The organism is Neorhizobium sp. BETTINA12A (assembly GCF_023006485.1).
GTDB lineage: Bacteria > Pseudomonadota > Alphaproteobacteria > Rhizobiales > Rhizobiaceae > Neorhizobium.
Genome location: NZ_JALBGW010000090.1, coordinates 1 through 19,254 on the forward strand (window position 1 = coordinate 1; position 19,254 = coordinate 19,254).

Sequence of the window (19,254 nt, forward strand, 5' to 3'; positions counted from 1 at the left end):
GCAAGCGCCAGCCCCAGCTCCGCCGTCTCCTTCAACGCGGCCCCGTCCTCATACCGCCGCCAAGCTTCGCCGAACAGCACGGCGTCATTCCACAAGGCGCCGTGCCCCAGCAGGCTCGTCAGCCAGGCGGTCAGGCTTGCCGCGTCCTTGACGAGGCCATCGTGCACCGCCCGTTCCAGCCCGCCCGAATAGGCAAAGCCGCCGATCGGAAAGGCCGGCGAGAGCCAGGCCATCAGCCTCAGAAGCACCTTGGTTTCGAGGTGGGTCACGAAGGCTCAATGTCCGTGATGGTCGTGGGAACCATGCGAATGGTAGGCTCCACGGGCCGGCTGGAACCCTTCCTCGACCTCGGCAACCGCGGCACCAAGCCCTTCCAGCATGGCGCGGATCACGTGGTCGCGCAGGATGAGGATACGGCCTTCCTCGATCTGCGCCGGAAGGTGGCGATTGCCGAGATGCCAGGCGAGTTCGATCAGGTGCAGCGTATCGCGGCCCTTGATCTCGAAGAGTTTTTCCGGAGCCGCATGTACCTCGATCGTATCGCCGTTCTCAAGCACCAGCCGATCGCCGTGATGGAAAAGTACAGCCTCCTTGAGGTCGAGCATCACCATCTCGCCATCGGAGAGATGCAGCAGCTTGCGGCGCAGATGCCGCAGATCATGCGGCAGCGTGACGATATCGATCGGCGGATCTGTGACCACGCCGGCCGGATGATAGGAATGGACGTGCTGCATGGAATGCTCCGAGGTCAATTGAAAAGCTTGAGTGAGAGGGTAAGGGTCTGCGGCAGCGGATTCCAGAGGCCGGTTCGTATTCCGGCTGTGCGAAGTGCGGCAGCGGTCCAGGTATTGCAGCCAACGAATGCGTTGAAATAGCCGTTTGCCTCGAAAAACCGGTCATTAGCGCCATAGGCCGCCTCCGCCACGACGAGCGCCCCGCCTGCCTGACGGGTGAAACTCGCCTGGATGAACGCCAAAAGCCGCTGGAATTCCGCCGCCTCCAGGTCGAGCGGCACCACCGCCGGATGACGTTCGTCGATACCGCCGGCAACGTCCACATGCATGACTGAACTGTCGACCGTCAGTGCCCGCAACACCGGAAGCGGCTTCAAATCAGCCCAAGTCGCCGTTTCAAGATAGAAGGCCCGCCCGCCCCAGCCGAGCACCAGCCATTCCGCACCGGGGTCGGCAACCGGGATTCCGGACCGCTCCAGAAAAGCGAAGGCGGTGCGGGTGTCCTCAGCCAGCGGAATGGCAATGTCCGTGTGGATCGGGTTGGACAGAACCAAGATGCGCCTTTGCGCCGCCGGTTCCGCCGCTCGGCTCGGCGCAAACAACGGTCGCGGGATGAACGTCCCGACGGCCACCGCGACAACCACGAACAGAACCGCAGCGAGGAGCCAGCGCAAAAACGCCTTCATTCAGGGGCTCCGAGGTGCCAGCGCCTCAGAACAGGAAATAGCGCTGCGCCATCGGCAGCACCGTCGCGGGCTCGCAGGTCAGCAGCTCGCCGTCGGCGCGCACCTCGTAGGTCTCCGAGTTGACCTCCACATGCGGCGTCAGCGAATTGTGGATCATCGAGGCCTTGGAGATGCCGCCGCGGGTGTTCTTGACTGCCACCAGCCTCTTGGCGACCCCGAGGCGCTGGGCAAGACCGCCATCCAGCGAAGCCTGGCTGACGAAGGTGACGGAGGAATTGGTGCGCAGCTTGCCGTAGGCCGCAAACATCGGCCGGTAATGCATCGGCTGCGGCGTAGGGATCGAGGCGTTCGGATCGCCCATCGGTGCGGCCGCAATCGAGCCGCCAAGCAGCACCATTTCCGGCTTCACGCCGAAGAAGGCCGGGCTCCAGAGCACGAGATCCGCTCGCTTGCCGACTTCGACCGAACCGATCTCATGGGAAACGCCCTGGGCGATTGCCGGATTGATCGTGTATTTGGCGATGTAGCGCTTGACGCGGAAATTGTCGTTATTGCCGGTTTCTTCCTTCAGGCTGCCGCGCTGGCGCTTCATCTTGTCGGCGGTCTGCCAGGTGCGGATCGCCACTTCCCCGACACGGCCCATGGCCTGGCTGTCGGAGGAGATAATCGAGAAGGCGCCGAGATCGTGGAGGATGTCTTCGGCAGCGATGGTTTCCTTGCGGATGCGGCTTTCGGCAAAGGCGATATCTTCCGGGATCGACGGCGACAGGTGATGGCAGACCATCAGCATGTCGAGATGTTCGGCAAGCGTATTGATCGTATAAGGCCGGGTCGGGTTGGTCGAAGACGGGATGACGTTCGGGTTGCCGCAGATCTTGATGATGTCGGGCGCGTGGCCGCCGCCGGCACCTTCCGTATGGAAAGCATGGATGGTGCGGCCCTTGATGGCCGCGACCGTATCCTCCACGAAACCGCTTTCGTTCAGCGTATCGGTGTGGATCATCACCTGCACGTCGAAGGCATCGGCGACCGTCAGGCAGTTGTCGATCGCCGCCGGCGTCGTGCCCCAGTCCTCGTGAAGCTTCAGCGACGAGGCACCGGCGAGGATCATTTCCTCCAGAGGTGCGGGAAGCGACGCATTGCCCTTGCCAGCGAGCGCGAGGTTCATCGGGAAGGCGTCGAAGCTCTCGATCATCCGCTCGATATGCCAGGCGCCGGTGCAGGTGGTGGCAAGCGTGCCATGTGCCGGGCCTGAGCCGCCGCCGAGCATGGTCGTGACGCCGCTCATCAGCGCCTCCTCGATCTGCTGCGGGCAGATGAAATGGATATGCGCATCCATGCCGCCGGCCGTCAGGATCTTGCCCTCGCCGGCGATCGCCTCGGTGGACGGGCCGACGATGATCGTCACGCCCGGCTGGGTATCCGGATTGCCGGCTTTGCCGATCGCGTGGATGCGGCCGTTCTTCAAACCGACGTCGGCCTTGTAGATGCCCGAATGATCGACGATCAGCGCATTGGTGATGACCGTATCGACCGCCCCTTCGGCACGCGTCGCCTGGCTCTGCCCCATGCCATCGCGAATGACCTTGCCGCCGCCGAACTTCACCTCTTCGCCATAGACGGTGAAATCCTTCTCCACCTCGATGAACAATTCGGTATCAGCAAGCCGCACCCTGTCGCCCGTGGTCGGACCGAACATGCTGGCATAGGAGGCGCGGGACATCTTGTGGGGCATGGACGGTCTACCTTGTAAGCTCGGTAAAATGGGAGGATTTCGATGCGGCTTTGTCGAACGTCATTGTGGTGCGGCAACCGTTGCGGCTGTTGATTTCTCCAATCAAATGATCGGAGAAGTCGCCGGGAAACTCGGAATAGGCTTGAAGCGCAGCGCTCAATATGTCTCGGTCCTTCACGACCGCATTTTCCAAATTCAGCAGACCCCAGATGATCTCGGCGATCCGGGTCTTTGGTAGGCGGGCGCGCTGTTTCAGGACCCAGGCAATTTCGACGAAAACAATCTCGTTGATGAAGAATGCTTCCTCGCTCTTATCGAAGAGCGCAGACAGCGCCTCACTCTGCGCCAATGCCGGCTCCCCGATCAGCTGATCGCGCACGAGCCAACGAAGGAGGACATTCGTGTCGATCCCGATCATAGGTCGTTGCCGCCTTCAGGAATCCGGCCTCGTGCTTCGGCAACCCATTCATCCAGTTCGCCCGCGGTAATCGGCCTATCCAGCTTTACGATCCCTTTCAGGTCCGCGAATGTCCAACGTTTCGGCCGGATCTCCAGATGGCCGTCCTGACTCGGTACGATATCCACCTGGTCTCCGGCCTTGACGCCAAGCAAAGCGAGCGCTTCGGCAGATAGGGTTATCTGGTTTTCAGGGCTGATCTTGACTGTTTCGGTCATGTCGCTCTCCTTCCCGCTCCCATAACTACCACAAACACGCTCAACGTTCAGTTCCCCATCGCCTCGGTCAGCTCTTTGAGCTCCGTAATGCGCTTGCGTGTCAGGTCCGCCTGGCATCCGGAAATCAGCATCGGCTCCATCGAGCCGCCATGGGCCTGGAAGCCGGAGGAGATGCATTGCGCGTCGCGATAGGCGACCCAGGCCCGTTGCGCCTTGACGAGCGCATCCTCGGCGCCTTTGAGATCCGCGGAACTATCCGCATCCCATTTTTTCATCGCCTTGCGGGTCGTCTGGTACTGGGTATTAAGCGCCTTGTCGGCGGCTTCGTAGTCGCGCTGCGAGCAGATGTTCATCTCCATCTGCGTTTGCGGGTTCTTGCAATTTGCCTTCGGCTCCTGCCCCGCCGCCGGCAGGGCAAGAAGCGGCATGAACGCAGCAGAAAACGCAAATGCCCGCTTCACAGCGCACCCATGATCTTCTGCTGAAAACCATAGACTTCGCGCTTGCCCGAAAGCGGGATCAGCGTCACTTCCCGCATCTGGCCGGGTTCGAAACGGACGGCCGTACCGGCCGGGATATCGAGACGCATGCCGCGCGCCTTGTCCCGGTCGAAGGAGAGCCCGTTATTGGTCTCGAAGAAATGGTAGTGGCTGCCCACCTGCACCGGTCGGTCGCCGGTGTTGGCGACCTTTATGGTCACCGTCGGAAGACCTGCGTTGAGCTCGATTTCGCCTTCTGCGGCAATCACTTCACCGGGAATCATGGCATTCTCCTTCAAGCCGCCTTGGGCGCGCAGCCCTCGGCCTTCAGTACGCGTTTGGTGGAGGCCGGATGGCGGGCGAGCGCGGCCGCCGGACGCACGGGCCGGCGCACCAGTTCGCCGGCGCAATTGGGGCAGATGCCCTTCAGCACATCGGAGGCGCAGGTGGCGCAAAACGTGCACTCGAAAGTGCAGATCATCGCCTCCCGGCTTTCCGGTACAAGGTCCTTGTCGCAGCACTCGCAATTCGGGCGCAGTTCCAGCATTGCAGGCCTCCTCAGCGGATCGGTTCGTGGACGGTGACAAGTTTGGTGCCGTCCGGAAAAGTCGCCTCCACCTGCACGTCGTGGATCATCTCGGCAATGCCGTCCATCACTTGGTCGCGGGTGACGACATGAGCTCCGGCCTCCATCAGGTCGGAGACCGCGCGGCCGTCGCGCGCACCTTCCACCACGTAATCGGTAATCAGGGCGATCGCTTCAGGATAGTTGAGCTTGACCCCGCGATCCAACCGGCGTCGGGCGACGATCGCCGCCATGGAAATCAGCAGTTTGTCTTTTTCTCTGGGCGTCAGGTTCATGGGAATCCCGCTGTAAGATCAGATGTTCCAGACTTTCGGCACTGGCGCGCCGTTACGCAATACGGAAATTGCCGGTGTCAGGATTTTTCTCAAGTCAAATCCGGTCGGCGCCACCAGCCGGGCGATCAGCTTGCCGTTCCAGTGGCTGGCTCCGCCTGTCCACAGGCTGGCTCCGCCAGGCGTGCCGTCGACAATCTGGCGGAGTTTCGGGAAGAGCATTTCGGCGAGCGGGCCGGTGTAAAACAGCGTCGCGAAGGCGACCTGGCCGGAGAGCACGGCAGCAGCTTGAGAGAGCTGTTCGATCTCGCCCTCGAACTTCATCTCTTCCGCATGGATCAGCTGACCTGACCGGCGCACCCGCCAGCGGTCGCGGAAGAAACCATTCGCGACCGCTTCGCCCATCGCCTTGCGGCCGAGCAGGACCGCCTCGACAGCCAGAAATTCGGACCTTTCGGAAAGATCGACGTCAAGCCGGCGGGTCAGCGAGGACTGGTCGAAAAGGATGGTTTCCTGGGGAAGCCAGTGGACCGATGCGTCCTCGCCGACGGTGACATGGGTGGAGACGGAGGCCGTGCCGGACGAGGCCTTATAGATCTTCTCGTTCGCCTGGGTGGTGACCGACAGTCTTGTGGAAGCGGCAGCGGCGACGGACCATTCGATCACGTCGCCGCCCGTCAGTCCCCCCGACGTATTGATTAAAATCGCCTCCATTTCAGGCGAAAATGTTTCCGGGAGGCGAATTTTTGCGCAGCCTTCCTGGTAGAATTCGGCGAGCCGTGTCCGCCCGCCGAAAGCCTTGGTTACAAGGCGTCCTGCACCCCTTGCCCGCTGCGGCGCATATCGATCGGCTGGTTGCTGTTGCACGTCGTCCCCTGAAGATCGGCTTCGGTTCCGCAACCCGATGCAACGCCCGTGCCAGACTTGGCCGTCGAACCGATCTTGGCCGGCGTTGCAGTGGCGATCACGTCGGTGCTGTCGGCCTTGCCGAAGAACTCCCACATCCGCGAAGCCGGATCAACATTGGCGTCGAATGCCGGCTTGGAGACGGTCACCGCAGCCACCTTGGTGACGCTCGCTGCCCCGTCCTTGGCGGCGGCGATCACGGCTTCCGTAGCGGCAACCGGCTTCGGCCAATCATGCGTGCCGTTGGCGAAGACGTAGGATGCGACGCGTGCACCGTTCTTGCAGGTGCCGTAGAGACTGAAGGTCACACCGTCGACGGTCTTTACGTCGCCATTGCCTTTGCAGCCGTCGAGTTCGGTCCAGCGTTGGATCGCGGTCTTGAAGCCGTATTGCCAATAGGCGCTGCCGCCGCCAGCGTAAGGATTTGCCGCATCCTTGACACCGGCAAAGGCCATGATCGAGATGGGCCTGGCGGGATTGCAGCCCTGCGCATCCGGCCCCCACTTCCCATCGGCCTCGACCGGACGCCCGGCGCGCAGCGAATGCACGAAGCCGGCAGCTGCGAAATCGTCATGACCCGAGCAGAGATAGGCCGATAGCATGCGGCCGCCACCCGAATAACCCGAGGCATAGATACGGGCCGGATCGACACAGAATTGCTGCTTGGCGGTCGCGATAGCCTGCCGGATATAGGCGATCTCGTCGAGGCCGCCCTGCTGTATGGTGACGAAAGGCACGTTCCACGCATAGGTGCCGGCGGAGCTTCCGGGCAGGCTCCCCTGCAGCGCCAAAACGATGAAGCCGTTTTTCTCGGCAACCTTGTCCCAGGAGCTTCTGTTCAGCTGCCCTTGAGGATTGCTGTGGCTGCCATGGAGATCGAAAACCAGCGGAACCTTGTCCTTGCCGGTATAGGACGAGGGAATGAAATAGACTGCCGAACGGGCAACACCGTCGGTTTCGATGGTGATTGGGTGGCGACCCGCTTCCATCGGCTGGCCGCAGCCTGCGGCAAGGGCGCTGCCGGTCATCGACCCCAGGAAGGTCGTGGCGCCCAAAAAAACCGCTCCTACCGTAACCATGCGTGTAAGAGCGGAACGAGAGAAGAAACCGGCAACGCGTGCAAAGACCATCAGCGCCTCATCATGGGGTGCGGGGGTTGTCAACAATTATGCGGAATGCCCTGAAAACGCAGTGTTGTTAACATATATTAGCGGCCTTTGAAACGCACGAAGTGCTGCGAAACGATACAAACATTCACCAGTAAAAATACTAGTCTCAGACGGTCAGATGCCGCCTTGCTTCTGCCGTATCCAGAGTCTCTGCCGCCCCTTCGTGCACAATCTCGCCACGATCCATGATGTAGACCTGGTCGGCAAGCTCCCGGCAGAAGTCCAGATACTGTTCCACCAGGAGAATGGCCATGCCAGTTGAATCGCGCAGGTAGCGGATCGCCCGTCCGATATCCTTGATGATCGACGGCTGGATGCCTTCGGTCGGCTCGTCGAGCACGAGGATCTTCGGACGGGTGACCATGGCGCGGCCGATCGCGAGCTGCTGCTGCTGACCGCCGGAGAGATCGCCGCCGCGTCGGCCGAGCATCGATTTCAGCACCGGAAACAGCGAGAATATCTCGTCGGGAATGAACTTGTCCTTGCGGGCGAGCGGCGCGTAACCGCTTTCGAGGTTCTCCTGCACAGTGAGCAGCGGGAAGATTTCCCGGCCTTGCGGCACGTAGCCGATGCCGTGCTTGGCGCGGTTATAGGGCGCAAGACCGTTCAGGACCTCTCCTTGGAAGCTGATCGTGCCGGCGCTGACCGGATGCTGGCCGGTCACGGCGCGGAGAAGAGAACTCTTCCCCACGCCGTTCCGCCCCAGCACGCAAGTGATCTTGCCCATATCCGCGTGAATGGAGACACCGCGCAGCGCCTGCGCGGCGCCGTAATGAAGATTGACGTTGTTGACTGTCAGCATCTTAGCGCCCCAGATAATTCTCGATCACCTTGGGATCGTTCGAAACGAAATCGATCGAGCCTTCGGCAAGGACCGAACCTTCGGCAAGGCAGGTCACCTTGACGCCGAGTTCGCGGATGAAGCCCATGTCGTGCTCGACGACGACCACCGATCGGGTCTTGGCGATTTCCTTCAGCAGCACCGCCGTCTCCGCCGTCTCCGCATCCGTCATGCCGGCGACAGGTTCGTCGACGAGAAGCAGCTTCGGTTCCTGGGCGAGCAGCATGCCGATCTCCAGCCACTGTTTCTGACCGTGGCTGAGATTGGCGGCGTATTCTTGGCTGCGGTGGGTCATGCGGATCGTCTCGAGGATCTCCTCGATGCGAGCCTTGTCCTCCGGCGACAGCGTGTAGAACAAGGTGGCGAACACGCCGCGCGACCGGTTGAGCGCCAGTTCCAAATTGTCCCACACGGTGTGGCTTTCGAACACCGTCGGCTTCTGGAATTTCCGGCCGATGCCGAGCTGGGCGATATCAGCCTCGTCCTTTTTGGTGAGGTCGATCGTATCCTCGAACAGCACCGTGCCGGTATCGGGCCTTGTCTTGCCGGTGATGATATCCATCATCGTCGTCTTGCCCGCGCCGTTCGGGCCGATGATCGCCCTCAGTTCCCCGGGCTCGACGACGAAGGACAGCGAGTTCAGCGCCTTGAAGCCGTCGAAGGAAACCGAGACGTTTTCGAGATAGAGCAGGCTTTTCTGTCGTGTTTCGGAAATCATGTTCATGATTGCGTGCCCCTATTCCGCCGCCTGGGCTTGCGCCACCGTGGTGGCGTCACCCCTGCCCTTTTCGGCATCCGCCGCAGCCTTCAACGCATGCCGAGCCTTCAAGCCGTGCTGGATCGTTCCGACGATGCCCTTCGGCAGGAAGAGCGTCACGGCGATGAACAGACCACCGAGCGCAAACAGCCATATTTCCGGGAAGGCGCCGGTGAAGAAGCTCTTGCCGCCATTGACCAGGATCGCGCCGATGATCGGGCCGATCAGCGTGCCGCGGCCGCCGACCGCCGTCCAGACGACGACTTCGATCGAGTTGGCGGGCGCAAATTCGCCCGGATTGATGATGCCGACCTGCGGCACGAAGAGCGCGCCTGCGATCCCCGCCATCGTAGCGGAAACGACGAAGGTGAAGAGCTTGATGTTCTCGACCCGGAAGCCGAGGAAGCGCACCCGGCTTTCCGCATCGCGCACGCCGACCAGCACCTTGCCGAACTTCGAACGGACGATGGCGGATGCAAGGATCAGGCAGAGCGACAGCATCAGCGCCGACATGAAGAACAGAACCGCACGCGTGCCGTCCGCCTGAACGGAGAAGCCGAGGATGTCCTTGAAGTCAGTAAGGCCGTTATTGCCGCCGAAACCCATGTCGTTGCGGAAGAAGGCAAGCAGCAAAGCGTAGGTCATCGCCTGGGTGATGATCGACAGATAGACGCCGTTGACGCGGGAGCGGAAGGCGAACCAGCCGAAGATGAAGGCGAGCAGGCCGGGCACGACGATCACCATCGCCATGGCAAAGATGAACCAGTCGAAGCCGTGCCAGAACCACGGCAGTTCCTTGTAGTTCAGGAACACCATGAAGTCCGGAAGGACCGGGTTGCCGTAGACGCCGCGCGGACCGATCTGGCGCATCAGATACATGCCCATCGCATAACCGCCGAGCGCGAAGAAAGCGCCGTGGCCGAGCGAGAGGATGCCGCAGTAACCCCAGACGAGATCGAGCGCCAGCGCCAGCAGCGCATAGCAGAGATACTTGCCGAACAGCGACATTGCGTAGGTCGGGATGTGCAGCGCGCTGTCGGGCGAGGTCAGCAGGTTGAGCGCCGGCACCAGGATGCCGATGCCGAGAAGAATGCCGACGGCAGCGACGATGCGGCCCTCGAGGGCGCGGAAAACAAAGCCGGAAATCATGCTTCCACCGCCCTTCCCTTGAGCGCGAAGAGACCGCGCGGACGTTTCTGGATGAACAGGATGATCAGCACCAGAACCAGGATCTTGCCGAGCACGGCGCCGACCGATGGTTCGAGGAACTTGTTGAGCACCCCGAGCGACAGCGCGCCGACCAGCGTGCCCCAGAGATTGCCGACGCCGCCGAACACCACGACCATGAAACTGTCGATGATGTAGCTCTGGCCGAGATTCGGCGAGACGTTGTCGATCTGGGAGAGTGCGACACCGGCAATGCCGGCGATGCCGGAGCCGAGGGCGAAGGTGAAAGCGTCGACCCAGGGCGTCTTGATGCCCATTGACGACGCCATGCGGCGGTTCTGGGTGACGGCGCGCATGTTGAGGCCGAAGGAGGATTTTTTCATCACCACCAGCAGCGCCACGAAGATCGACAGCGAGAAGGCGATGATCCACATGCGGTTCCAGGTGATCGTCATGCCGCCGACCGGGAAGGAACCGGACATCCACGACGGATTGCCGACTTCCTGGTTGGTGGGGCCGAAGATCGAGCGGATCGTCTGCTGCAGGATCAGCGAGACGCCCCAGGTGGCGAGCAGCGTTTCGAGCGGCCGGCCGTAGAGGAAGCGGATGACACCGCGTTCGACGACCAGGCCGACGGCGCCGGTGACGAGGAAGGCAACCGGAAGCGCGATCGCCAGCGACCAGTCGAACAGGCCGGGCGCATGGTCGCGGATGACCTGCTGCACCACGAAGGTGGAATAGGCGCCGAGCATGACCATTTCGCCATGCGCCATGTTGATGATGCCCATGACGCCGAATGTGATCGCAAGCCCGATCGCCGCAAGAAGCAGGACCGAGCCGAGAGAGACGCCATACCAGACGTTCTGGCCGATATCCCAGAGCCTCTGGCCGCTTTCGATACTGGCGATGGCCGCATCGACATCGCCCTTGAGGCTCGGATCGAGCCCCGCGGAAGCGCCCATCAGGATGCCGATCGCGTTGCGGCCGCCATAGTTCTTGATCGTCTGGATCGCGGTGCGCTTTTCATCGATGGAGCGATCGGAGGAGAGCAGCGACACGGCGCGCGCCTCTACCATGCGGGCCTTGACCTCGCCGTCCGTCTCCTTGGAGATCGCGGTTTCGAGGAGTTCGAGGTTTTCGGCGCTCGGCGAGCGAAGCACCGCATCGGCCGCCTGCAGCCGGACCTCGCGATCCGGGCTCATCAGCGTCAGGCCGCCCATGGCCGAGCGGATGACACGGCGAAGGCTGTTGTTGATCTTGATCTTCGTGACGGCGTTCTTGGCGGCCTGGCCGGCAGAGGCGCCGGTGACCGGATCAGTCAGTTCGTAGCTGGAGCCGACCGCCTTGCCGATGAACACCAGGCCGTCCGACTTGCGGAAATAGAGATCGCCCTCGGAAAAGGCATTCAGCGCCGGCACGAGCCGCGCATCGCCTGTGGCGGCAAGCTGGCCGATCAGTTTTTCAGCTTCGCCGAAATCCGCCTTGGAGAGCGCGTCGATCAGCGGCTTGGGATCGGTCTGCTGCGCGAACGACGGCGCGGCGAGAGAAAAGATCAGGCAGAGCAGAAGACCAAGGCTCTGCAGAACGCGGAAAGCAACTTTGCTCGTCATTGGAACCCCCTTGCGAGATCGCGGGCGACTGAACGCCGCCCGCGATGATGTCGATGAACATCTAGAAGGCAATCGGATCAGCTGCCCTTGCCGCCGCACTTGCCGGAAGCAACGTTGAAGTTGCCGCAGGACATCGGCTTGCGCCAATCGGAGATCAGGTTCTTGCTGTCCGGCAGGTAATCGGACCACTCGTCGCCGACCACAGGCGCGGTTTCCTGAACGATGTCGAACTGGCCGTCAGCCTGGATTTCACCGATCAGCACCGGCTTGGTGATGTGGTGGTTCGGCATGACGGTGGACGTGCCACCCGACAGGTTCGGAACGGAGACGCCGATGATGCTGTCCAGCACGGCATCGGTATTGGTGGTGCCGGCGGCTTCGACGGCCTTTACCCAGGCGTTGAAGCCGATATAGGCGGCTTCCATCGGGTCATTGGTCACGCGCTTGTCGTTCTTGGTGAACGCGTGCCATTCCTTGATGAATTCGGCATTGACGTCCGCATCGACGGACTGGAAGTAGTTCCAGGCGGCCAGATGCCCGACCAGCGGCTTGGTGTCGAGACCGGCGAGTTCTTCTTCGCCGACCGAGAACGCGACGACCGGGATGTCTTCAGCCTTGATGCCCTGGTTGCCGAGTTCCTTGTAGAACGGCACGTTGGCATCGCCGTTGATGGTCGAGACGACGGCGGTCTTCTTGCCGGCCGAGCCGAACTTCTTGATGTCCGAGACGATCGTCTGCCAGTCGGAATGACCGAACGGCGTGTAGTTGACCATGATGTCGGATTCGGCAACGCCCTTCGACATCAGATAGGCCTTGAGGATCTTGTTGGTCGTCTGCGGATAGACGTAGTCGGTACCGGCGAGAACCCAGCGCTTGACGCCTTCTTTCTTCGCCAGATAATCGACGGCCGGAATGGCCTGCTGGTTGGGGGCAGCGCCTGTGTAGAAGATGTTGCGCGAGGATTCTTCACCCTCGTACTGGACCGGGTAGAACAGGATCGAGTTCAGCTCTTCGAAGACCGGCAGGACCGACTTGCGCGAAGAGGAGGTCCAGCAACCGAAAACAGCCGCCACCTTGTCCTGCGAAATCAGCTGGCGGGCCTTTTCGGCAAACAGCGGCCAGTCGGACGCCGGGTCGACGACGACGGCTTCGAGCTTCTTGCCGAGCACGCCGCCCTTCTTGTTCTGCTCGGCGACGAGCATCAGCATGACATCCTTGAGGGTGGTCTCAGAGATGGCCATGGTGCCCGAAAGCGAGTGCAGAACACCGATCTTGATGGTGTCGTCAGCGGCGAAAGCACCCTGCAGCGCCGTCGCTGACATTACGGCAGCGAGCAGCGCGCCACCCAGTTTGGATTTGCCCGATTTGGACTTGAATGTCATTGGTTCGAACCCCTCTTCTCGTTCGTCCGCAACGAAGAACTTAACCGTTGCTTAAGCGACTATCGGTTGCTGCATCGCAAAACCGTATACGTCGAATGACGTACCGGTGGGGGAGAAGGGGGAAGAGGGATGCCGGGGGTAGAAATCCCACGCCCAGCTGGCATCTTCAGCCAAGCAGGTCGGCGTGGCCACCATCGAGCGTACTTATTGATATATTAACCATATTTGGATTTTATAATCCGACGCTCATGTAGGGCGGGGGGAGTTGTTTCGGTGTAGATCCCATGAGTAGCATCCTCACGAATGCTGGAGCTGCCTCCGCGCTCCAAATGCTTCGCTCCCTTGACAGCCAGATGTTTGGCACGCAGCGGCAGGTCTCGACCGGCTTGCGTATCGAACAGGCCTCCGACAATCCCGCTTACTGGTCGATCGCCACCACCATGCGGTCGGACAATGGTGCCCTCTCGACCGTGCACGACGCCCTTGGTCTCGGAGCAGCAAAAGTCGATACGGCCTATGAAGGCATAGCTGCGACGACCGATATCCTGGCGGCGTTCATGGCCAAGGTCGTTTCCGCCCAGCAGGACGGAATAGACAAGAACAAGATCCAGGAAGAACTGGAGCAGTTGAAGCAGCAGATCGTCTCGATATCCAACTCCGCGACCTTCGCCGGCCAGAACTGGTTGCGGTCGGACATGCTGGGCCAGGCCAGCGAAGCAGGCGCCAAGACTTCTGTCGTATCGTCGTTCGATCGCAGCGAGGACGGAACCGTCTCCGTCAAGACCATCGACGTCGATCTGTCGAAACTCGTACTGTTCAAGAATGGCGGCGGCGGAATTTTGCAGAAAGAACCTGATCCGGATCTGGGTTATGGCCTCGGCACGATCGGTGGATTGCTCGGATTTTCGACATCCGGTTATGGCGACGTACCGGGTCCGGTATTCGACCAACCCTTCACGATTACGAAATTCGACGTCGTCACGGTCCCCTTCTCAGTGGGTACGTCCAACGATACGTTCGTCATCACCAAAAGTGTCGTCGACCAGGCGCTCGGAGGCCAGATAGGATACGGCTTCGACGGAGATATCGAAAGCACGGCCGATTGGGCGAAAGTCCTGCTGCAGGCAACGTTTCTCAACAAGGCGCCCCCAGACATCCTGTTTGCGGCTCAGGGTGGAGCGCCGAATATCTTCTTTCGCGCCACCATTCCTCTCGCCGCGGAGCTGATCACGGTACAGCCGCCAGTTCACACCCGGACGCTGCCGCCGGAGGGTATCGATATTCTCGATATCGACGTCACCGATCCCGACATCGACTTTCCGACAATAACCTTGGTTCTCGACGAGATGCAGCAGAAGGTCATATCGGCCGGTGCTTACCTTGGCTCGATCAGGTCGAGGATCGAGATGCAGGAAGCATTTGGAAACAGTCTCGCCGACAGTCTCGACAGAGGCATTGGGCGCCTCGTCGATGCCAATATGACCGAGGCGTCGAGCAGGCTCAAGGCACTGCAAGTCCAGCAGCAACTCGCGACCCAGTCGCTTTCCATCGCCAATTCGGACGCGCGAAACATCCTGTCTCTCTTCCAGTAACGAGACCGTCGTCCTTACCGGCAGGCGCGCATTGCGCACGCGATATATGACCTCCGAAGTAATCGACCCGGCGACGGATGGCATCTATCCCAGGATCCAGCTTTGCAGCGCGAAAGGATCAGCCCCATGCCAGTCACTTACGTCATTCGTTTCGATATCCTCCCAGGCCAGCGCGACCGCTTCCTGACGCTTCTGAACGGCGTGCTCGATGCCATGCGGCACGAGCCGATGTTCCACAATGCCATGCTGCATGCCGATCCCGAGAATGAGAACCACATGATGCTTTATGAGACCTGGGAGGATCACGCCGATGTGCTGGAGGTCCAGTTGAAGCGCCGCTATCGCGAGGAATGGCACGCGGCCCTGCCGGACCTGCTCACCAGCTCGCGCGACATTTCAGTCTGGCATCCGCTGCGGGAAGACCGCGCCGCGTAAATCTTCGGCCAGGCCGTTCCCCCGTGGGAACATTTCTGCGCCTCACGCGCTTGCCTCCCCGGATCCGCCAACCGCCCGAGGAGCTCGAACCCGTGATCAACGACCTCTGGTACAAGAACGCCGTCGTCTATTGCCTCTCCGTCGAGACCTTCATGGATTCCAATGGCGACGGGATCGGGGATTTCCAGGGCTTGCAACGGCGGCTGGACTATATCTCCGGTCTCGGCGTCAATGCCATCTGGCTGATGCCGTTCCAGACCTCGCCCGGCCGGGACGACGGTTACGACGTCTCCGACTACTACAATGTCGACCCGCGCTACGGCACGCTCGGCGATTTCGTCGAATTCACCCATGGCGCCCGGCAGCGCGGCATTCGGGTGCTGATCGATCTCGTAGTCAACCACACGTCCACCCAGCATCCCTGGTTCCAGGACGCCCGCAGCGACCCGGAATCCTACTATCGCGACTGGTATATCTGGTCCGACAAGAAGCCGGCGAATGCCAATGAGGGCATGGTGTTTCCGGGCGTGCAGAAGACGACTTGGACCTATGACGAAAAGGCCAGGCAATATTACTTTCACCGCTTTTATGAGTTCCAGCCGGATCTCAACACCTCCAACCCGCATGTGCAGGCGGAAATCCTCAAGATCATGGGTTTCTGGATCCAGCTTGGTGTTTCCGGTTTTCGCATGGATGCCGTGCCATTCGTGATCGCCGAAAAGGGTGCCGACGTGAAAAAGCCGAGGGAGCAGTTCGCCATGCTCCGGGTTTTTCGCGAATTCCTGCAATGGCGGCTCGGAGATTCGATCATCCTTGCCGAAGCCAATGTCGTGCCGAAGGAGAACCTCGCTTATTTCGGCGATGACGGCGATCGCATGCAGATGATGTTCAACTTTCACGTCAACCAGGCCCTGTTTTATGCGCTCGCCTCCGGAGACGCCCGGCCGCTGGCAAAAGCGATCGTCAATACCAGCGATCGACCTGAAACGGGACAATGGGGCATGTTCCTGCGCAATCACGATGAACTGGATCTTGGTCGTCTGACCGAAAAACAGCGCCAGAAAGTGTTTTCAGAATTCGGGCCGGACAAGAACATGCAGCTCTACGACCGCGGCATCCGACGGCGGCTGGCGCCGATGCTGGAGAACGACCGGAGGCGCCTGGAACTCGCCTACAGCCTGCTGTTTTCGCTGCCCGGCACGCCGGTGCTACGTTATGGCGACGAGATTGGCATGGGTGACGACCTGTCGCTGCCGGAGCGCAACTGCGCCCGCACGCCGATGCAATGGTCGGCCGAGCCGCATGGAGGCTTCACCAAGAACGACAAGCCGGTCCTGCCGGTCATCAGCGGCGGCCTGTTCGGTTTTGAGCACATCAACGTCGCTGAGCAACGGCGCGACCCGAACTCGATGTTGAACTGGACGGAGCGACTGATCCGGATGCGCAAGGAAGCGCCGGAGATCGGCTGGGGCGCCTGCACCGTCCTCAACACCGGGGATACCGGCGTGCTGGCGCTCCGTTACGATTGGCGCGACAATTCCGTGCTGATAGTCCACAACCTGAATTCGAAACCGGTCGAAGTAACGTTCGTGGTCGGTATCGGAGAGCATGGCGATCTTCTCATCGATATCGCAGACGGCGGCAACAGCGAGGCGGATGCCAACGGCCGGCACCGTCTCCTGCTCGATGCCTATGCCTATCGCTGGTTCCGGGTCGGCGGTCTCGATTACCTGCTGCGGCGCAAGGAAGTATAGGCTAACCGCCCGCCCTCACCTCGCGCACGCCGCGGCCAGTCTTTTGCCGCAGCAATGCCCGCAGCGTAACCCCATCCGCATAACCGACGAGTGCGGCGATTTCGTTGGGGCTCTTGTCGCTGGTCTTCAGGAGATGCACCGCACGCTCGACACGCAGATCCTGGAAATAGGAGAGCGGCGTCTTGCCGAGCACCTGCTGCATGCGCCGGGCCAGCGTTCGCTTGCTGGCGCCGACCGCATCGGCCGCGTTGTCCAGCGAAAACCCCTCCCCGAGGCGGCCGCGTGCCCAGCGCTCGAAACGCTGCACCAGCGGGTCGGCATGGGAAAGATGGTCGGTGATCACGTAAGCCGATTGCGACGGCCGGTTGTCGACGATGAGATAGCGCGCCACAAGGCCGGCAAGCTCCGGGCTCACCTGCCGCACCAGCCAGAGCGCCATGTCCATATGACCGAGTGCGGCGCCCGCCGTCACCAGCGAGCCGGATTTCACCAGCATCTGGCCATCCTCCAGCTGCACGGAGGGGTAACGCTGGCGGAAGAGCGGCGCGAGCCACCAGCTGGTCGTCGATTTCTCTCCGTCGAGTAGGCCGGATTCGGCCAGAACGAACGTGCCGATACAGGCGGCGGCGATATTCATGCCCGCCGCCTTGGCCTCTCGCAGCACCGCCCCCGCATCGCGGATGTCGGGACGGTCGAGGGCGGGCACCAGCACGTCCGGCATCTTGCAGGCAATCGCCGGCACCACCAGCCAGCCACCGGCCTTCGCATCGAAACTTCCGGAGATCGGCACGGCAAGCCCGTGCGCCGTCTTCACTTGTCTGCGCACGCCGATCACCGACACGTCGAAGGCCGGCACGTCGAGCGACAGCATCGCCGCAAGCTCGTTTGCCATGGTGAACACGTCGAGCATGGTCGACAGGCCGGTATCAAAGACGGGATCGAGTGCAAGGATCTGTAGTTTCATGGCAAGAACACTATCAACAATGTCAATATTGACAATAGGCAAACGGGCCGGCGTGGCGGAATATCAGGCCCGGAAAACGTCGCATGACTGAGCCTGTTGCGACAAAAAGAGACGCATGAGCATGGATGTCACCACGATCGGTTTCACCAAGACGACCGCCGAGGATTTCTTCGGCCGCATCAGGGCGGCCGGCGTCAAGCGGGTCCTGGATGTGCGCCTCCACAACACCTCGCAACTCGCCGGTTTTGCCAAATCCGACGACCTCGCCTTCTTCCTGAAGACGATCTGCGGCGCCGGTTATGTCCATGAACCGCTGCTGGCGCCGACCGAGGAGATCATGACTGCCTTCAAGAAGGAGAAAGGCGACTGGAATGTTTTCCAGAATGATTTCCTTGGCTTGATGGCTGAACGCAAGGTGGAAGATCACTTCAAGGCAGAAGAGTTCGATGGCTCCTGCCTGCTCTGCTCGGAAGACAAGCCGCACCATTGCCATCGCCGGCTCGTCTGTGACTACCTGAATGGCAAATGGGGCGGCAAGCTCAGCATCCGCCATCTCTAGAATACAACCACCTCCAGAATCTCGACTGAACAACCAGACGCCCTAACGCCGCCGGGAGCAGCCTCCCCGCGTGGGAGACCCTTTGCCATGGCCTATGAAACCATCCTTGCAATCGCCCTCTTTTCGCTTGTCGGCTCGGTCTCGCCGGGGCCGAGCAATTTCATGCTGCTTGCTTCGGGCACCAATTTCGGTTTCCGGCGCACCGTGCCGCAGATCCTCGGTATCACAATCGGTTTTTCGTCGGTGCTGCTGGCGGTCGGCTTCGGTCTCGGCGCGCTTCTGACGGCCTATCCGCCGCTTGGATTGATGCTGAAGATCGCCGGCGGCGCCTACCTGCTCACCCTCGCCTGGCGCATTGCCATGTCCCGCTCCGTCTCCAGCGATAGCGCGAGCGCCGCCCGTCCCCTCACCTTCCTCGAATCCGCCGCCTTCCAATGGGTCAACCCGAAGGCCTGGGTCGGCGCGCTGACCGCCATGGCGGCCTATGCCAGCGCCGAGAACCCGTTCGTGTCGGTGGTGCTGATCACGTTGGTCGTCGCCGTCGTCAACCTGCCGAGCGTCGCCGTCTGGGCCGGCTTCGGCGTGGCGCTGCGGCAGTTCCTCTCCGATCCGGCCCGGCTTAAATGGTTCAACATCGTCATGGCGCTGCTGCTGGTCGCAACGCTCTGGCCGCTATTGAAATAGCGGCGACCGGAAAGGCTCTCACTTTCCCGTCAAACGCAGGCTCGGACGATCGTGCAAGAACTGCGGAGAACCTTGATACCGCTTTCCTGCGCATCCGTTCCATAGATCCCCTGCCCGCAGCGGCATCCCGCCGCTGCCTGCCACAGAGGATCAGCAACATGACTCAAATTACTGAAAAGGTGGTTCTTATCAGCGGCGCCAGCAGCGGCATCGGCGAAGGCACGGCGCGTATCCTCGCCGCCGCCGGTGCCAAGGTCGTGCTCGGCG

23 protein-coding genes and 1 pseudogene are annotated in these 19,254 nt (G+C 61.2%); 6 read left to right on the forward strand and 18 right to left on the reverse strand.

Annotation, left to right across the window (positions count from 1 at the left end; genetic code table 11):
• The 17 genes from MOV61_RS19600 to urtA form a co-directional block, all read right to left on the reverse strand.
• The coding region (locus tag MOV61_RS19600) for an urease accessory protein UreF (RefSeq protein ID WP_408962405.1) at window positions 1-233 on the reverse strand (233 nt) is incomplete at its 3' end.
• Window positions 234-275: 42 nt separating this feature from the next.
• Window positions 276-734, reverse strand: coding sequence for an urease accessory protein UreE (gene ureE / locus MOV61_RS19605; RefSeq protein WP_247137771.1), 459 nt, complete (start codon window positions 732-734; stop codon window positions 276-278).
• A 14-nt stretch (window positions 735-748) separates the two neighbouring features.
• On the reverse strand, window positions 749-1,420 hold the full coding sequence (locus MOV61_RS19610) for a TIGR02117 family protein (protein WP_247137772.1): 672 nt from the start codon (window positions 1,418-1,420) through the stop codon (window positions 749-751).
• Between the two features lie 25 nt (window positions 1,421-1,445).
• Window positions 1,446-3,155, reverse strand: coding sequence for an urease subunit alpha (ureC, locus tag MOV61_RS19615; RefSeq protein WP_038544559.1), 1,710 nt, complete (start codon window positions 3,153-3,155; stop codon window positions 1,446-1,448).
• A 7-nt stretch (window positions 3,156-3,162) separates the two neighbouring features.
• Window positions 3,163-3,573, reverse strand: a complete 411-nt coding sequence (locus MOV61_RS19620) for a PIN domain-containing protein (protein ID WP_247137773.1) — start codon at window positions 3,571-3,573, stop codon at window positions 3,163-3,165.
• Complete coding sequence (locus tag MOV61_RS19625; RefSeq protein WP_007773816.1) at window positions 3,570-3,830, reverse strand: AbrB/MazE/SpoVT family DNA-binding domain-containing protein; 261 nt, start codon at window positions 3,828-3,830, stop codon at window positions 3,570-3,572. Before MOV61_RS19625 ends, MOV61_RS19620 begins: the two co-directional genes overlap by 4 nt.
• Window positions 3,831-3,877: 47 nt before the next feature.
• Window positions 3,878-4,258 carry a lysozyme inhibitor LprI family protein gene (locus tag MOV61_RS19630; protein WP_247137774.1) on the reverse strand — a complete coding sequence of 127 codons (381 nt, stop codon included), beginning with the start codon at window positions 4,256-4,258 and terminating at the stop codon, window positions 3,878-3,880.
• Window positions 4,259-4,287: 29 nt separating this feature from the next.
• On the reverse strand, window positions 4,288-4,593 hold the full coding sequence (locus tag MOV61_RS19635; protein WP_038544563.1) for an urease subunit beta: 306 nt from the start codon (window positions 4,591-4,593) through the stop codon (window positions 4,288-4,290).
• A gap of 11 nt (window positions 4,594-4,604) precedes the next feature.
• The gene (locus MOV61_RS19640) at window positions 4,605-4,856 is read right to left on the reverse strand and encodes a DUF1272 domain-containing protein (RefSeq protein WP_038544565.1); all 252 of its coding nucleotides are present in this window, start codon (window positions 4,854-4,856) and stop codon (window positions 4,605-4,607) included.
• 11 nt (window positions 4,857-4,867) lie between these two features.
• Window positions 4,868-5,170 carry an urease subunit gamma gene (locus MOV61_RS19645; RefSeq protein WP_247137775.1) on the reverse strand — a complete coding sequence of 101 codons (303 nt, stop codon included), beginning with the start codon at window positions 5,168-5,170 and terminating at the stop codon, window positions 4,868-4,870.
• An 18-nt stretch (window positions 5,171-5,188) separates the two neighbouring features.
• Window positions 5,189-6,034 carry an urease accessory protein UreD gene (locus MOV61_RS19650; protein WP_247034826.1) on the reverse strand — a complete coding sequence of 282 codons (846 nt, stop codon included), beginning with the start codon at window positions 6,032-6,034 and terminating at the stop codon, window positions 5,189-5,191.
• Window positions 5,971-7,128: a PHB depolymerase family esterase gene (locus tag MOV61_RS19655; RefSeq protein WP_247137776.1), complete on the reverse strand. Its 1,158-nt coding sequence runs from the start codon at window positions 7,126-7,128 to the stop codon at window positions 5,971-5,973. Before MOV61_RS19655 ends, MOV61_RS19650 begins: the two co-directional genes overlap by 64 nt.
• Before the next feature lie 220 nt (window positions 7,129-7,348).
• Window positions 7,349-8,044, reverse strand: coding sequence for an urea ABC transporter ATP-binding subunit UrtE (urtE, locus tag MOV61_RS19660; RefSeq protein WP_007762131.1), 696 nt, complete (start codon window positions 8,042-8,044; stop codon window positions 7,349-7,351).
• 1 nt (window position 8,045) lies between these two features.
• Window positions 8,046-8,807, reverse strand: coding sequence for an urea ABC transporter ATP-binding protein UrtD (gene urtD / locus MOV61_RS19665; protein WP_408962404.1), 762 nt, complete (start codon window positions 8,805-8,807; stop codon window positions 8,046-8,048).
• A 12-nt stretch (window positions 8,808-8,819) separates the two neighbouring features.
• The gene (urtC, locus tag MOV61_RS19670) at window positions 8,820-9,989 is read right to left on the reverse strand and encodes an urea ABC transporter permease subunit UrtC (protein WP_247137777.1); all 1,170 of its coding nucleotides are present in this window, start codon (window positions 9,987-9,989) and stop codon (window positions 8,820-8,822) included.
• Window positions 9,986-11,617 (reverse strand): urea ABC transporter permease subunit UrtB, encoded by a 1,632-nt coding sequence (gene urtB, locus MOV61_RS19675; RefSeq protein ID WP_247137778.1) that lies wholly within the window; start codon window positions 11,615-11,617, stop codon window positions 9,986-9,988. The genes urtC and urtB overlap by 4 nt, the downstream gene beginning before the upstream one ends.
• Window positions 11,618-11,694: 77 nt before the next feature.
• Window positions 11,695-12,999 (reverse strand): urea ABC transporter substrate-binding protein, encoded by a 1,305-nt coding sequence (gene urtA / locus MOV61_RS19680; protein ID WP_038544573.1) that lies wholly within the window; start codon window positions 12,997-12,999, stop codon window positions 11,695-11,697.
• Window positions 13,000-13,283: 284 nt separating this feature from the next.
• Between urtA and MOV61_RS19685 the strand changes: the two genes are divergently transcribed.
• From MOV61_RS19685 to MOV61_RS19695, 3 genes are all read left to right on the forward strand, one after another.
• Window positions 13,284-14,591 carry a flagellin gene (locus MOV61_RS19685; protein WP_038544575.1) on the forward strand — a complete coding sequence of 436 codons (1,308 nt, stop codon included), beginning with the start codon at window positions 13,284-13,286 and terminating at the stop codon, window positions 14,589-14,591.
• 126 nt (window positions 14,592-14,717) lie between these two features.
• The gene (locus tag MOV61_RS19690) at window positions 14,718-15,026 is read left to right on the forward strand and encodes a putative quinol monooxygenase (protein ID WP_247137779.1); all 309 of its coding nucleotides are present in this window, start codon (window positions 14,718-14,720) and stop codon (window positions 15,024-15,026) included.
• A gap of 92 nt (window positions 15,027-15,118) precedes the next feature.
• Window positions 15,119-16,780, forward strand: a complete 1,662-nt coding sequence (locus tag MOV61_RS19695) for an alpha-amylase family protein (RefSeq protein ID WP_247137780.1) — start codon at window positions 15,119-15,121, stop codon at window positions 16,778-16,780.
• 1 nt (window position 16,781) lies between these two features.
• Here the strand turns inward: MOV61_RS19695 and MOV61_RS19700 are convergent, their stop codons facing one another.
• The gene (locus tag MOV61_RS19700) at window positions 16,782-17,744 is read right to left on the reverse strand and encodes a GlxA family transcriptional regulator (protein WP_247137781.1); all 963 of its coding nucleotides are present in this window, start codon (window positions 17,742-17,744) and stop codon (window positions 16,782-16,784) included.
• Between the two features lie 121 nt (window positions 17,745-17,865).
• On the opposite strand from MOV61_RS19700, the gene MOV61_RS19705 reads away from it, so the two are divergent.
• The 3 genes and pseudogenes from MOV61_RS19705 to MOV61_RS19715 all read left to right on the forward strand — a co-directional run.
• Window positions 17,866-18,303, forward strand: a complete 438-nt coding sequence (locus MOV61_RS19705; protein WP_038549536.1) for a DUF488 family protein — start codon at window positions 17,866-17,868, stop codon at window positions 18,301-18,303.
• An 87-nt stretch (window positions 18,304-18,390) separates the two neighbouring features.
• Window positions 18,391-18,987 (forward strand): LysE family translocator, encoded by a 597-nt coding sequence (locus tag MOV61_RS19710; RefSeq protein WP_247137782.1) that lies wholly within the window; start codon window positions 18,391-18,393, stop codon window positions 18,985-18,987.
• A gap of 158 nt (window positions 18,988-19,145) precedes the next feature.
• Window positions 19,146-19,254: pseudogene (locus tag MOV61_RS19715) on the forward strand (oxidoreductase); the annotation flags it as partial.